Annotated in this window: 12 protein-coding genes; all 12 read left to right on the plus strand. The window is 39.7% G+C overall.

The window, feature by feature from the left end:
* Positions 1 to 4 precede the first annotated feature (4 nt).
* Entirely contained in the window at positions 5 to 2,062 is a 2,058-nt protein-coding gene (locus AC106S_RS09990; protein WP_482438922.1) for a M13 family metallopeptidase, read from the plus strand.
* Positions 2,063 to 2,429: 367 nt separating this feature from the next.
* A complete protein-coding gene (locus tag AC106S_RS09995; RefSeq protein WP_482438923.1) occupies positions 2,430 to 4,526 on the plus strand; it encodes a M13 family metallopeptidase in 2,097 nt (698 codons plus the stop codon).
* Between the two features lie 270 nt (positions 4,527 to 4,796).
* On the plus strand, positions 4,797 to 5,243 hold the full coding sequence (locus AC106S_RS10000; protein WP_482438924.1) for a hypothetical protein: 447 nt from the start codon (positions 4,797 to 4,799) through the stop codon (positions 5,241 to 5,243).
* Positions 5,244 to 5,260: 17 nt separating this feature from the next.
* Complete coding sequence (locus tag AC106S_RS10005) at positions 5,261 to 6,625, plus strand: DUF5458 family protein (protein ID WP_482438925.1); 1,365 nt, start codon at positions 5,261 to 5,263, stop codon at positions 6,623 to 6,625.
* Positions 6,626 to 6,692: 67 nt separating this feature from the next.
* Positions 6,693 to 7,160, plus strand: a complete 468-nt coding sequence (locus AC106S_RS10010; protein ID WP_482438926.1) for a hypothetical protein — start codon at positions 6,693 to 6,695, stop codon at positions 7,158 to 7,160.
* Between the two features lie 170 nt (positions 7,161 to 7,330).
* Positions 7,331 to 8,419: an A/G-specific adenine glycosylase gene (locus tag AC106S_RS10015; protein ID WP_482438927.1), complete on the plus strand. Its 1,089-nt coding sequence runs from the start codon at positions 7,331 to 7,333 to the stop codon at positions 8,417 to 8,419.
* Positions 8,420 to 8,463: 44 nt separating this feature from the next.
* Entirely contained in the window at positions 8,464 to 9,021 is a 558-nt protein-coding gene (gene gldD / locus AC106S_RS10020; protein ID WP_482438928.1) for a gliding motility lipoprotein GldD, read from the plus strand.
* Positions 9,022 to 9,049: 28 nt separating this feature from the next.
* Positions 9,050 to 9,973, plus strand: a complete 924-nt coding sequence (locus AC106S_RS10025; protein ID WP_482438929.1) for a PfkB family carbohydrate kinase — start codon at positions 9,050 to 9,052, stop codon at positions 9,971 to 9,973.
* A gap of 87 nt (positions 9,974 to 10,060) precedes the next feature.
* Positions 10,061 to 11,428 carry a peptidylprolyl isomerase gene (locus AC106S_RS10030; protein WP_482438930.1) on the plus strand — a complete coding sequence of 456 codons (1,368 nt, stop codon included), beginning with the start codon at positions 10,061 to 10,063 and terminating at the stop codon, positions 11,426 to 11,428.
* Positions 11,429 to 11,624: 196 nt separating this feature from the next.
* Positions 11,625 to 12,614, plus strand: a complete 990-nt coding sequence (locus AC106S_RS10035) for an NAD(P)H-dependent flavin oxidoreductase (RefSeq protein WP_482438931.1) — start codon at positions 11,625 to 11,627, stop codon at positions 12,612 to 12,614.
* 160 nt (positions 12,615 to 12,774) lie between these two features.
* Positions 12,775 to 13,545 carry an alpha/beta fold hydrolase gene (locus AC106S_RS10040; protein WP_482438932.1) on the plus strand — a complete coding sequence of 257 codons (771 nt, stop codon included), beginning with the start codon at positions 12,775 to 12,777 and terminating at the stop codon, positions 13,543 to 13,545.
* A gap of 262 nt (positions 13,546 to 13,807) precedes the next feature.
* Positions 13,808 to 14,716, plus strand: a complete 909-nt coding sequence (locus tag AC106S_RS10045) for a 1-aminocyclopropane-1-carboxylate deaminase/D-cysteine desulfhydrase (protein ID WP_482438933.1) — start codon at positions 13,808 to 13,810, stop codon at positions 14,714 to 14,716.
* The last annotated feature ends 9 nt before the right edge of the window (positions 14,717 to 14,725 follow it).

Below are 14,725 nucleotides of genomic sequence, written 5' to 3' on the forward strand. Positions count from 1 at the left end.
CATAATGAAAAAATTAACGCTTTCTTTGTTTTTACTGGCCGGCGTGTGTTCACAGACTACGCTGAATGCACAGACAAAAGCCGTTAAAACAGCAGCAAACAGCACGGATAAAGGCTTAGACATCAGCCTTATGGATACTTCAGTTCGTCCTCAGGATGATTTCTACAACTATGTGAGCGGAACATGGATGAAAACTGCGAAAATTCCTTCTGATAAACCAACATGGGGAAGTTTCAACAAATTGGGAGAAGATACGGATAACAATTCCATGACGATCCTGAACTCTCTTCTGAAAGATAAATTTGCAGAAGGAAGTGAAGGAAAGAAAATCCAGGATCTGTATGCCAGCTATATGAACATGCAGAAGAGAAATGCAGACGGAATAAAGCCTATCCAGGAATATCTGAATAAAATTGATGCCATCAAAAATATGACGGATCTTCAGAATTATCTGGCATCGGCCACAAAAGAAGGTGAAAATCTTTTCTACGGATGGGGAGTGTATGCAGATCTGAAAGACTCTAATATGAACGCTGTTTACTTAGGGGAAGCTTCTCTTGGTTTAGGAAGAGATTACTATCAGAAAGAAAACGAAAAAAATACAGAAGCTATTGCTGAATATCAGAAATATGTAGCTTCTATGTTAAAAGAATTAGGTTATAAAAACGCCGATGCTGCCGCAAAAGGAATCGTTGATTACGAAAAAAGCATTGCAAAGACCTATTTAACAAACGAACAGAGCCGCGATAATACCCTTCAGTACAACCCTCAGACCATGACTGAGCTTTCGACGCTGGTAAAAGGAGTTGATCTTCCTTCTTACCTTAAAAAAGTAGGTGTCAGTACAGACAGGGTAATCATCGGGGAACTAGGTTATTATAAAAACTTTGATAAACTGGTAAATGCACAGAATCTTCCGGTAATTAAAGACTATCTGAAATTCCATATGATCAGCGGAAGTGCTTCTTATCTGAGTGAAAAACTGGGCGATATGAAATTTGCCTTCTACGGTAAATATTTAAGAGGCCAGCAGGAGCAGAGAGCGTTGAATAAAAGAGGTTTTGAGCTGATCAACGGTAATCTGGGCGAAGCATTCGGTAAACTGTATGTAGAAAAATACTTCCCTGCGGAAGCTAAATCTCAGATGGTGGAACTGATAGACTACCTGAAGAAAAGTTTTGTGGTTCACATCAACAACTTAACCTGGATGTCATCCACAACCAAAGAAAAAGCACTTAAGAAGCTTAACAAATTCACGGTAAAAGTGGCTTATCCTGATAAATGGAAAGACTATTCAAAATTACAGATCATTCCTGAATCAAAAGGAGGTACACTTTACAAAAACCTTCAGAGCATCAGCGAATGGCAGTATAACAGAGAACTGGCTAAAGTAGGAAAGCCGGTTGATAAAACAGAATGGGGAATGACTCCGCAAACGGTAAATGCTTATTACAACCCGGTATATAACGAGATCGTATTCCCCGCAGCTATCCTTCAGCCGCCATTCTTCAACCCTCAGGCTGATGCAGCGGTTAACTTCGGAGGAATCGGTGCCGTAATCGGACACGAAATGAGCCACGGATTCGACGATTCTGGAGCTCAGTTTGATGCAGACGGAAATCTTGTAGACTGGTGGACTCCTGAAGATAAAGCCAACTTTGAAAAAGCTACCAAAGCACTTGCAGCCCAGTACGATAAATATGAGCCTGTAAAAGGAACTTTCGTAAACGGTACCTTTACTAACGGTGAAAATATTGCCGACCTGGGAGGAGTAAACATCGCTTACGATGCCCTTCAGATGTATCTGAAAGATAAAGGAAACCCAGGAAAGATCAGCGGATTCACTCAGGATCAGAGATTCTTCCTGAGCTGGGCAACCGTGTGGAGAACCCTGTCCAGCGAAAAATATATGATCAATCAGGTGAAGACTGACCCGCACTCTCCGGGCTATTTCAGAAGCTTCGGTCCGTTGATCAACGTTGATGCCTTCTACAAAGCATTCGATGTGAAAAAAGGAGACAAACTATACAAAGCTCCGGAAGACAGAATCAAGATCTGGTAAACATATTCAGCCGCTCAGTAAATGGGCGGTTTTTGTTTTTTTAATAGAAGATTGAAGGTATCAGGTATTAGGAGGAAATCAATTTGTAGCTGCCGGCCGGCCTGCTGATTTTGGGGAACAATTTACCCTACTCACTCTATATTATTAATCTTATTTTGGGTTTTGCTCACTTTTGAAATAAACATCCATTATAACAGCTTTTGCCAAAGCCTGCATTCATATTAATTTTCATAATACTCTTGGCTGTATATACACAAATCTTCAGATCCGGAATGCAAACTTTCCACCATTTGTCAATTATAGCTTATTATTTATTATTAAAGTTCGTATATTTGATCAGTTTGTGTACAATCAAAAATTATCTTTAATGAAAAAGCTAAATATTGGAATACTGGCCCTTTCGGGTATTGTATTTCTAAACTCATGCGGTGCGGCTAAAACTGCCGGAACAGAAACCAAAACTGAAACTACGGCTAGTGTTACAGAACCGGTAAAAGGAAAAATGAAAGAGGAAGGGATTAATTTGTCTTATATGGATAAAAGTGTCCGTCCGCAGGATGATTTTTTTAGCTATGTGAACGGAAATTGGGTGAAAACAACTCAGATTCCTTCAGATAAAGCAAGCTGGGGATCTTTCAATGCCCTGAGAGAAAATGTGGATGATGCTTCCCTGGATATTCTGAACAAAATTTTATCAGAAACCTATACCGAAGGATCGGAAGGACAGAAAATCCAGAATCTGTATGCATCTTTCATGGATGTAAACAAAAGAAATGCAGACGGACTGGCTCCGATCAAAGCCGATCTGGCAAAGATTGATGCCATTAAAAATCTTAATGATCTTCAGAGCTACCTTCTTGAGGCCACCAGATTGGGAGATAATTCTTTCTACGGATGGAGAGTAGGCGCAGATATGAAGAACTCCAATATGAATGCCGTATACCTGGGCGGTCCTGATCTGGGTTTGGGCAGGGATTACTACCAGAAAGTAAACGAAGCCAATACCAAAACCTTAGCAGAATATCAGACTTATGTAGGAAAGCTGTTTGATGTACTGGGCAATAAAAACTCATCACAATCTGCCGGGAATGTAGTGGCTTTTGAAAAACAGCTGGCCAATTACCTGCTGACCCTGGAGCAGAACAGAGATGCCAACCTCAGATATAACCCTAAAAACGTATCCGAACTGTCAGGTATCGTTAAGAATATCAACCTTGCAAAATACCTTAAAGACGCAGGAGTAAACACAGACCGTGTGATCATCGGTGAACTGAAATATTATCAGAATATGGATCAGTTCCTGAACGAAAAAAATCTTCCGCTTTTAAAAGACTACCTGAAATACCACCTGATCAACGGCAATGCCAGCAATCTTGATGACAGGCTTGAGCAGATCAGATTTGATTTCTATTCAAAATATCTTCAGGGGCAGAAAGAACAGCGTCCGATGAACAAAAGAGGGCTGGCCCTTGTCAATGGAGTGCTGGGAGAAGCCTTTGGAAAATTATATGTTGAAAAATACTTTACTCCGGAAGCTAAGGCCCAGATGCAGACCTATATCGATTACCTTTTAAAATCATTCAAAAAGCATATCAATGATATCGACTGGATGTCTCCGGCTACCAAAGTAAAAGCACAGGAAAAACTTTCTAAGTTTACCGTTAAAATCGCTTATCCTGATAAATGGAAAGATTATACCAGGCTGAAAGTGGAATCTCCGGAACAGGGTGCTACCCTGTATTCCAATCTTCAGAATGTTGCTGCATGGCAGTACCAGAGAAGCCTGGATAAAGTAGGAAAACCCGTAGATAAAACAGAATGGGGAATGTCTCCGCAAACAGTAAATGCCTATTACAGCGGGTCGAACAACGAAATTGTATTCCCTGCGGCAATCCTTCAGCCTCCTTTTTATAACCCTAAAGCAGATGCAGCAGTTAACTTCGGAGGAATCGGTGCTGTAATCGGGCACGAGATCTCTCACGGGTTTGATGACAGCGGTTCCCGTTTCGACGGTGACGGTAATCTGAACAACTGGTGGACTGATGAAGACCGTAAAAACTTTGATGCCAAAGTAGGACAGCTGGCAGCCCAGTACAGCGCTTATGAACCGGTAAAAGGAAGTTTTGTGAACGGTAAATTCACAAGCGGTGAAAATATTGGCGACTTAGGCGGAGTAGCCGTTGCCTATGATGCCCTTCAGATGTATCTTAAAGATAAAGGAAATCCGGGGAAGATAAGCGGATTTACCCAGGATCAGAGATTCTTCATGAGCTGGGCAACCGTATGGAGAACAAAAGCGACAGACCAGTATATGATCAATCAGGTGAAGACAGATCCGCATTCTCCGGGAATCTTCAGGGCATTTGGCCCGCTGGTGAATCAGGATGCATTTATCAAAGCATTTGACATCAAACCCGGAGACAAAATGTATAAAGCTCCTCAGGACAGAATAAAAATTTGGTAAAATCTGCCAAAAATTGTTAGACAATAAAAACGCATCGTTTTCGGTGCGTTTTTATTTTATTTTTCATAGCTTAGTGACAACATAGAAGAGCGATATTCCGCTATAATATAATCGATTAAATTAAATATTTCAAGAAAAATATCGTCAAAATTTTGTATGTTACAGTTTTTTTTTAAATTTAAACATTGGATTGGTAACTTATCCGGCTTGCCGGTAAATTACTCTGAAACAGATCCTAATTAAAATCAGAAATCTCAAAATAATAATAATATGGCAATGTTTAATTATGGTGTTGGCGGAAACGAGGTAAAAGTAGACGCTAATGAAGCTATCCAGGAAATACAGGAAAACAAATCGCTGATAGTAAGCCAGCTTACAACAGAAGAATCGTATACCCCTGAAATCGTAACAGGATTAAAAACCGTGGAAGATGTCTTCAGACATTTCCAGCCTTCCGTAGCTGTACAGCACGAAACAGAAGACGGAGGTATGGTAGAAGAAGAATTCCGTTTTCAGAATCTTGCAGACTTTACTCCAAAAGTTCTTACCCAGAAATCAGACTATTTACAGCAGCTCAGCATGGAGCAGGAGCAGTACAATAAAATCGTACGTCAGCTGAAAACCAATAAGATTCTGCGTAATATGCTGGAAAACGATCAGACGAGAGCTGCGTTTATCGAAGTATTGAAAGAAGTGGCACAAGAACTTGAAAAATAATTACATTAAATCAAATCATGGATAGCAAATTACAGGCACAGGAAAGCCAGCAGCAGGGACAACAGCAGCAACACTCGGGGCAGCCGAAAGGAAACCCGCTTGCGGAACTTAATAAAATGGGAGGTTTTGGCTTTGTTGAATCCGTTGTAGACGGTATCGCCAATATGAACCCGACAAGAAAGGCAAGAAAAGAAATCTTTCTGAACGACTCCAATAAAGCAGAAGAAAGAAAAGAACTTCTTCAGAAAATAAACCTCTGGGTTAGCCTTCTGGAAGGAAGCGAATCTGCAGATAAAATGGCAGATACCTGCAAAACAAAAGCACAGGCAGCTGATCAGAATTTAAAAAAGAATCTGAAAAATACTCTTGATGCAGTTCGTATGCTGGAAACCAATTACAGAACAGTAGCACAGTTCTATAAAAATACAGAACTGGATAAGGTAGATAACGTAAGTATCGTGAATGCCAGCCTTGAGCAGGTATCAGATCTGGATAACCCTTTATTCATTGATGCTATTGCAGAAGAATTCAAAAACTATTACGACCGTTTAGACCTTAGAGACAATTATTCACTTCTTGCCATTCCGGGATATCTGGGATCCAACAAAGTGGTGGAAAAATGGGCTAAGATCTGTAACGAGAACAAAGTAATGATGGTTACCGATTTTGCCAACCTTGATAAACCGGATGATGTGGTAGACTTATTCCACTCCGCCAACCTTACAGGGGGTGAACTTCACAGAAGTAACGTGATCATGACCTGTAACTGGTTAGTAGGAAGAGGAAGAGCCGAAGAAGTAGGAGAAGAAGAAAACGTAGAACTTCCGCCTTCCACTTCATTAGCAGGAAAAATCCACAAAACACTGATGTCTCAGGTAGCAGCAGGTAAAAAACATGGTAACATCAACGAGGTAGATGCCGTAAAATTCGAACTGAAGAAAAGTGAAATCTCTCAGCTTGAAAAAATGGGTCTTGTACCAATGGTGAACGAATACGGAAAGATCATGGCTTTCTCTGCGAAAACATTATTCACAGGAGATAATATCGGTCTTCAGACCTATTCCGTAGTTCGTGTATTCGACTATGTAACCAAAGTATTGCTGGACTTCCTGAACAGAAGAGCCTTTGAAAACTGGAATGCCAAAAATGAAGATGATCTGAGAAGACAGATCGTAACATTCCTGGACAACATCAAAGGTCCGGATAAACTGATCGAGAAATTCAAGATCGTTCGTTTTGAACAGGACAGAGTAAACAAAGACAGAGTATGGCTTGATATCCGTATGACCCCTTATTTCCCTACAAAAAGTTTCGTTATCAAACTAGACGGACACAAAGGAGATGACGGTAACGAATGGGATGCACAGTATACTCAGGAATAATTACAACCCAATTTTTAAAAATAAAAACCGATGCATTTTTTACATCGGTTTTTTACTGCCAAATCTTATGAAAATTAATGTAACCTTAAAATTATATGCTTTTCCCGTAGCTGTAATGCTTGTCCTCACAGGTTGCGAGGAGAAATACAAAAGACCCGATCATTATAAAATAGATTATTTTAAAAATGAACGCGAGGAGGGGAAAGCTTATATCATGAACAGAGAAGAATGTTTTGATGCCAGTGAACTGGTAGTCGGAAGTTCATCTGTAAAACTGGTAGACAGCTCAGCAGGAAGAGGAAAGTCTTTCTTTCTTTATCAGGTAAAAAACGGAAAGATTCTGAAAACAGTGAGAGATTCCGTCATGAATTATCCTTTCATGTTTTTGTCACACCAGAGACTTAAGCTTAAAAATGATTCCATGTACCTTTATCTGAAGAGACTGGAAGGCTATACGCTTATCAGAGAAGACAGAAATCTCAATTATCAGTGGGTGAAGTCGGCTCCGGTATATTCCATTAAAGAAGATAAATAATCAATGGCCGGCAGATGGAAGAAGGAGGCCGGAAGTTAATTCCGGTTATACGTATTGAAAGTCATTATAAAATCAACATACCATAAAAAAGTGAGTATGGTATTTATAACTTCCCTCTTCCAATTCCAGGCTTCCGTAAATCAAAATAAGTTTATCTTTGCAGAACGGGAATGTACAGAAGAAAGTACCGTATTCCCTTCAATCATTTAAACAGACTGAGGTTTTTGGAAAAAGATCATAAAAGTTCAGGCTTTCTCCATATTGGAAACAAGCTTTTAAACTGGTACAGAAAGAATGCAAGAGACCTGCCGTTCAGGCAGACAAAAGACCCCTATAAAATCTGGATCTGCGAAATTGTTTTTCAGCAGACAAGGATCAGTCAGGGGCTGAATCATTATAATAATTTCATTAAAAGATTTCCGGATGTAAAAACTTTGGCTGAAGCTGAAGAAGATGAGGTTTTGCTGTACTGGAAAGGACTGGGCTATTATTCAAGGGCCATTAATATACACAAAGCGGCACAGCAGATCATGAATGATTACCACGGCGCTTTTCCGGAGCAGTATGAGGAGATTTTAAAACTGAAAGGAGTCGGAAAGTATACAGCAGCAGCTATTTCAAGTATTTGTTTTGGGGCCGGAATGCCTGCCGTTGACGGCAATTTTTACAGAGTATTGAGCCGTATTTTTGCTGATGATTTTGATATCTCCAGTTCAAGAGCTTTCACTTATTTTTCTGAACTGGCATTTCTCGTTATGCCTGAAAGCGCAGGTGATTTTAACCAGGCCATGATGGACATCGGCTCTGAAGTCTGCAAACCCAAAAATCCGCTTTGTGGAGAATGCCCGGTAAATGAAGACTGCCTCGCATTTTCTTTACAGAAAGTCTCTGATTTTCCGGTGAAAACCAAAAAGGTAAAAACAGAAGACCTTGCTTTACAGTATTATTTTGTACACAGAAACGGCCGGTTTCTGATTCAGCAGAGAAAAGATGATTTTATCTGGAAGAAATTATTCGAGTTTTTACCAGAACTCCCGGCGGAACTGCAACCCTTTACCGGAAGCACAAAAACACTTTCCCATAAACTCACTCACAAAAATCTGACTATTGAAATTACTGATGTGGAGGTGACCTCCGGGACGCTATGGAACAGCTTTCTGAAGCAGAATCAGTATATCGTTACAGACGGGGATGCTTATCATGAAAGGTCTTTTCCGAAGCCTCTGGAAAACTACATTCAAAACACATTGAAAGACTGAAATTTGTCTTCCGGAATCTGAAATCTAATTTGTACTTTTGCAAAATGATTAAAAACGTCATTTTTATTTTCATAACACTGCTAGTCGTTTCATGTGGAAAAGATCCGGTTCCGAAACCTTACGGGGAACTTCGCCTGGAATATCCTGCACCCCAATATCAGAAATTTGAAAACAGCTGTGCCTATACCTTTGAGTATTCGGATTTTGCATCGCTTTCACCTGCGAAAAAACCGTGCTGGTATTATCTGAATTATCCGCAAATGAAGGCTAAGGTATTCGTTACCTATTACCCGATACAGAATGATTTTGCAGATCATATCAAGGAAGCCGAAAAAATGGTATACGAACATACTGTAAAAGCCAGTGCCATAGAAACCAAATCATTTGAATATCCTGAAAAAAAAGTATACGGAAACTTTTATGAACTGAAAGGGCAGAGTGCTTCCAATCTTCAGTTTTACATTACAGACAGTACAAAACACTTTGTAACTGCTTACCTGTACTTTAATACAAGACCAAAGCCGGATTCCCTGGCACCGGCAGTGAACTATATCAAAAATGATATGAAACACCTGCTGGACACTTTTGAATGGAAAAAATAAATTACTTTTAAAATACATTGAAAAATATATGAAACTTTTAGTTGTAGGAAGTGTTGCATTTGATGCAATCGAAACGCCATTTGGTAAAACAGATAAAATTTTAGGAGGAGCTGCCACATACATCGGTATTACTTCATCTATTTTAGGCGTTAAATCTGGTATTGTTTCTGTAGTAGGAGGAGATTTTCCACAGGAACATCTTGATATGTTCTCAGGAAGAGATGTAAATATCGAAGGAATTGAGATCGTAAAAGAAGGGAAAACATTCTTCTGGGCAGGAAAATACCATAATGATCTGAATACAAGAGATACTTTGGCGACAGAAGTGAATGTTCTGGAAAACTTTGATCCGAAAATTCCGGACTCGATGCAGAATTCAGAAATCCTGCTGCTTGGAAACCTGCACCCCGGAGTTCAGCTTTCCGTATTGGAAAAAATGAACGAACGTCCTAAACTTGTCATCCTGGATACCATGAATTTCTGGATGGATACAGCATGGGATATTCTGATGGATATGATCGCCAAAACAGATGTGATCACCATCAATGATGAAGAGGCAAGACAGCTTTCAGGAGAATATTCACTGGTAAAAGCGGCTAAAAAGATTCACGAAATGGGACCTCAGTATGTGATCATCAAAAAAGGTGAGCACGGAGCCCTTCTTTTCCACGACAATAAAGTATTCGCTATTCCTGCACTTCCGCTGGAAGAAGTTTTCGATCCAACCGGAGCCGGAGATACTTTCGCAGGAGGTTTTGCGGCTTATCTTGCTAAAAAAGGAAAATTTGATTTCGAAACGATGAAGTCTGCACTGATCGTAGGTTCTGCGATGGCATCTTTCACCGTTGAAAAATTCGGAACAGAAAGAATCCAGGAAGTAAAAGAGTCTGATATGTTCGGCAGATTGAGACAATTCAAAGAATTAACAACATTTGATGTTGAACTGCAGTAAATAAGTCTTTTTAAGAAATATTTATAATAAAAAATTTAGTGTAATTCGTTAAGAATTCTAAATTTGCAACTTGTTTAAAATAGTAAAATGACAAATAAACTAAAAATCACTTTTCTTCTTGGGATTTTCATGATGATGTGCTCTTCAAACATGATGAAGGCCCAGTTAAAGCCGGGAGAATTAGTGGATGGTATTGCTGCTGTAATCGGGGATGAAATTGTTCTGGAATCTGATGTTATCGAGCAGATGCACTACGCAAAACAGCAGGGAGCTTCCAATGCAGATAAATGTGAGTTCCTGGAAAACCTTATCAGTAACAAGCTTTTGGTATACGAAGCAAAAAAAGATACATTAATCGAAAACCGTTCTGCTGCCATAAAAGAGCAGGCAAACGCCAAATATCGTCAGCTTCTTTCCCAGTTTCCGGACGAAAAAACAATGCTGGCCGCCTATAAGTTCAGAAACGCATATGAAATGAAAAATGCGATCGAAAAGATCGATACCGACCAATATTACGGACAGGCAAAGTACCAGAGAATTACTGAAAAAGCAGACGTAACTCCAAACGAGGTTACAGACTTTTACAACCTGTTTAAAATGCAGCTCCCGGAGGTAAAAGATGAAGTTTCTCTTGCTCAGATCGTTCTGTATCCTAAACTGACGGAAGCGCACAAAGAAGACCTTATCAAACGTCTGAAGAAGATCAAACAGGATATTATGGCAGGTGAAACCTTTGAAAGCCAGGCAAGAATTTACTCTGAGGACGAAGGTTCTGCAGCCAACGGAGGTCTGTATAAAAATATTTACAAAGGGCAGATGGTAAAACCATTTGAAGCTGCGGCTCTGAATCTTCAGGAAAATGAAATCTCAGATCCTGTGGAATCTGAATTCGGATATCATATTGTTCAGCTGGTGAAAAAATCAGGTAAAGTATATGATGCCCGTCATATCCTGCTGAAAGCCACTCCTACGGATGATGAAATAAAGACTACCAAAGCAAAGCTGGACAGTATCAGAGGACTGATTCAGGATGGTAAAATGACGTTCAAAGATGCCGCATTTAAATTCTCAGACGATAAAAGAACAAAATTCAATGCCGGAATTATTCCGGGGTCAGACGGTTCTGATAAAATTGAAAGAGAAAGTATTCCCGGAACAGTCAGCTACGAATTGGCGGGGCTGAACAAAGGAGATATCACTACGGCTTTTGAAGAAGAAGAAAACAAAAAGAAATTAGTGAAGATCATCAAAATTGAAGATGTAATTCCGGCTCACCAGATTACCCTGGAAACAGATTACAGCAGAATCAAGCAGATGGCGCTCAATAAGAAAAAGAACGAGATGGTTGAAAAGTTCGTGAACTCTAAGCTTCCTACGATCTTTATGTCAATAGACGGCCGTTACGAAAACTGTAATTTCAAGGCCAACTGGAATAAAGAATCAATTAAAAAATAAAACATAAACCTTCAGAATTTCTGGAGGTTTTTTTATGCACATAAAAGTCCGGAATGGTCCCTTAGTCTGTAAATTTCAGGAGCAGGCTCCGGTAATAAGCACCTTACTGAAAAGTGAAGCGTTGAATTATAGTAAATATCCGTTACTTTTATTCGTTTTTAAATCCTGAATATCCCTGTTTTTAGTATTTTTACGCATGAGCAATTTTATAGACTTTAATTCAGCAAAAAAACTTCACCAGATGCAGACAGAGCAGAATAGAATTACACAGCTTTTTAATATACAGTATCCCATTATCCAGGCCGGTATGATCTGGCACTCAGGATGGAGGCTTGCTTCAGCCGTTTCCAATTGCGGAGGGCTTGGATTAATAGGAGCAGGAAGTATGTATCCTGATATCCTGAGAGAAAATATTCAGAAATGTAAAATGGCTACGGATAAGCCTTTCGGAGTAAACGTTCCGATGCTGTATCCCAACCTCGAAGAAATTATTCAGATCATTCTGGAAGAAGGAGTAAAAATAGTTTTTACTTCGGCCGGAAATCCCAAAACATACACAGAAACCCTTCAGAAAGAGGGACTGACTGTTGCCCATGTGGTCTCTTCAACCAAATTTGCCGTGAAATGTGAAGAAGCCGGTGTAGATGCAGTTGTAGCAGAAGGTTTTGAAGCCGGAGGACACAACGGAAGAGATGAAACCACTACTTTTTGCCTGATCCCTAATGTAAAACAGCATATTTCCAAACCATTGATCGCTGCAGGAGGGATAGCTTTAGGTTCACAGATGAAAGCTGCTATGATCCTGGGAGCAGACGGAGTACAGATCGGGTCACGTTTCGCTGCAACCGTAGAAGCAAGTGCCCATGAAAACTGGAAAAAGAAAATTACGGAACTGAATGAGGGAGATACCCATCTTACCTTAAAAGAACTGGCTCCTGTAAGAATGGTGAAAAATAAATTCTTCAGCGAACTGGAGGAAATCTATCAGTCAGGAAGAAATAAAGAGGCGCTGACAGCATCTTTAGGCCGTGCGAGAGCAAAGAGAGGAATGTTTGAAGGCGATATGGAAGACGGAGAACTTGAAATAGGGCAGGTTTCAGCACTAATTCATGATATTCTTCCGGTAGAAACTGTTTTCAGTAACCTGTTGAAAGAATTTGAAGAAGCAAAAGCGCCGGCTTTGTAAAGATGGATCATCCTTAAAATATTACCCCTGGGTTTTTCAGGGGTATTTTATTTTAAAAATGCAACGCTGTGGAATGTACATTATTTTCACAAATCAATACATTTGCCCGGACGTTATACAAAATGAAGCGAACGTTTTTTAAGAAATTACAGTAGGAATCATGATACAGAATCAATTAACAGACATTAATGGAACTGAAATTTATATAGAATATCATAACCGTTCTGAGGGCGGGCCGGTCATTGTTTTTCTTCACGATTCTTTAGGCTCTGTACAGCTTTGGCGAGATTTTCCAGCCCTGCTGTCCGAACACACAGGTTGTAATGTTTTTGCATATGACAGATCAGGTTACGGAAAATCAGGTTCTATGCTTACTCATGAAAGACCGGTAAACTATATGGAACTCGAAGCCGGTTTTCTGAATGACCTATTGACAGCGTTTAACATCCGCAACGCTATTTTATTCGGTCACAGCGATGGCGGAACAATCGCCCTGATCACAGCTGCCAGATATCCGGAAAAAATAAAAGCCGTAGTGTGTGAAGCAGGACATATTTTTGTAGAAGAAACTACTCTAAAAGGAGTATATGATGCGTGGGAAGCCTATAAAACAACGAATCTCCCGGAACGGCTGAAAAAATACCACGGTGATAAAGTAGAAACACTCTTCAGAGCCTGGACAGAAACCTGGACAAGAGCCGATTACAGAGCCTGGAATATAGAATATCTTTTAAAGGATATCCGTTGCCCGCTATTATTCATTCAGGGAGAAGCTGATGAATACGGAACACTGGATCAGGTTGAAAAAACAGTAACCCAGGTAAGCGGACCGGCAGAAAAATACATCATACCCGGGATAGGACATACCCCGCACAAAGAATCCCCGGAATTGGTGCTGAAAAGAACCGCGGAATTCATTAAAGGGTTATAAATTCAAATTTTAAGCCGCTCAATAAATCCGGATAACACATAAACGGGCTTCAGGCCCGTTTTAAAATAATAAAACCGTATTCAGATAAATATAGCCTCCAAAATTTAATCATATATATTTTTCCTGTACTCAACCGCCTTATTCAATTGAAAAGGGCAGGCCCATTTAAACATTTAAAATAAAAAAACATTCCATTTTCCAGATCCCGGCATTTCATAAATCTTTTATTAATTTTGTATAAATCTTAATAGTCAGGAAAAAGATGTTGTTAACAGTTCCGGCGGAACCGGTTCCTATCCGGGAAATACCTATTGATAAAAATATAAAGCTCTTCATTAAAAGGGAAGACCTTATTCATCCTCAGATTTCGGGGAATAAATACTGGAAACTGTTTTATAATATCAATAACTATCTCAATCAAAATCCCGGAAAACCTTATGTTATTACTTTTGGAGGAGCATTTTCCAACCACATTGCTGCAGTGGCTGCGGCCGGAAATATGGCCGGGATCCCCACATTAGGTATCATAAGAGGAGAGGAGCTTAAAGATAAATGGAGGGATAACCCTACACTGCTTTTTGCCAGAAGAAACGGGATGAACCTGAAATTTGTTACCCGTGAAGAATACCGGCACAAAGAAAAATTAACCGAATTTCTGCAGCATGAATTTCCCGGATCACTTGTGGTTCCCGAAGGTGGAACCAATAAAGAGGCAGTAGAAGGCGTAAAAATGATGCTGAATGACCAAACAAAAGATTTTGATTATCTTTGCACTGCGGTAGGAACCGGAGGAACAATTGCCGGAATCTCAAAATTTTGTGAAGAAAATCAGAAAGTTATAGGATTTAAAGCAGTTGACGATGATTCACTGGAAAGTAAAATCTTTGAATTAACCTCAAAACGGAATTTTGATCTGATAGATTCAGGTTTCGGAGGTTATGGTAAAATAAAAGATGATAACATCCGTTTTATCAATGACTTCAAAGAAAAATACGGAATTCCTTTGGAGCCGGTTTATACAGGAAAGATGATGCAGAAGGTTTTTGAACTGATTGATGAAGGATATTTTCCTGAACACAGCAGGATTTTGTGCTTTCACACAGGCGGGCTGCAGGGAATTGAAGGTGCCAATCTGCTTTTAGAAAAACAGAACAGAAATTTAATTATATAAGTAAATTGA

The sequence above is a fragment of the Chryseobacterium sp. FR054 genome (assembly GCF_056844565.1).

Bases quoted from the DNA above. Each gene is read 5' to 3' on its own strand.
- AC106S_RS09990 (WP_482438922.1), top strand. From the start codon at position 5: ATGAAAAAATTAACGCTTTCTTTGTTTTTACTGGCCGGCGTGTGTTCA.
- AC106S_RS09995 (WP_482438923.1), top strand. From the start codon at position 2,430: ATGAAAAAGCTAAATATTGGAATACTGGCCCTTTCGGGTATTGTATTT.
- AC106S_RS10000 (WP_482438924.1), top strand. From the start codon at position 4,797: ATGGCAATGTTTAATTATGGTGTTGGCGGAAACGAGGTAAAAGTAGAC.
- AC106S_RS10005 (WP_482438925.1), top strand. From the start codon at position 5,261: ATGGATAGCAAATTACAGGCACAGGAAAGCCAGCAGCAGGGACAACAG.
- AC106S_RS10010 (WP_482438926.1), top strand. From the start codon at position 6,693: ATGAAAATTAATGTAACCTTAAAATTATATGCTTTTCCCGTAGCTGTA.
- AC106S_RS10015 (WP_482438927.1), top strand. From the start codon at position 7,331: ATGTACAGAAGAAAGTACCGTATTCCCTTCAATCATTTAAACAGACTG.
- gldD (WP_482438928.1), top strand. From the start codon at position 8,464: ATGATTAAAAACGTCATTTTTATTTTCATAACACTGCTAGTCGTTTCA.
- AC106S_RS10025 (WP_482438929.1), top strand. From the start codon at position 9,050: ATGAAACTTTTAGTTGTAGGAAGTGTTGCATTTGATGCAATCGAAACG.
- AC106S_RS10030 (WP_482438930.1), top strand. From the start codon at position 10,061: ATGACAAATAAACTAAAAATCACTTTTCTTCTTGGGATTTTCATGATG.
- AC106S_RS10035 (WP_482438931.1), top strand. From the start codon at position 11,625: ATGAGCAATTTTATAGACTTTAATTCAGCAAAAAAACTTCACCAGATG.
- AC106S_RS10040 (WP_482438932.1), top strand. From the start codon at position 12,775: ATGATACAGAATCAATTAACAGACATTAATGGAACTGAAATTTATATA.
- AC106S_RS10045 (WP_482438933.1), top strand. From the start codon at position 13,808: ATGTTGTTAACAGTTCCGGCGGAACCGGTTCCTATCCGGGAAATACCT.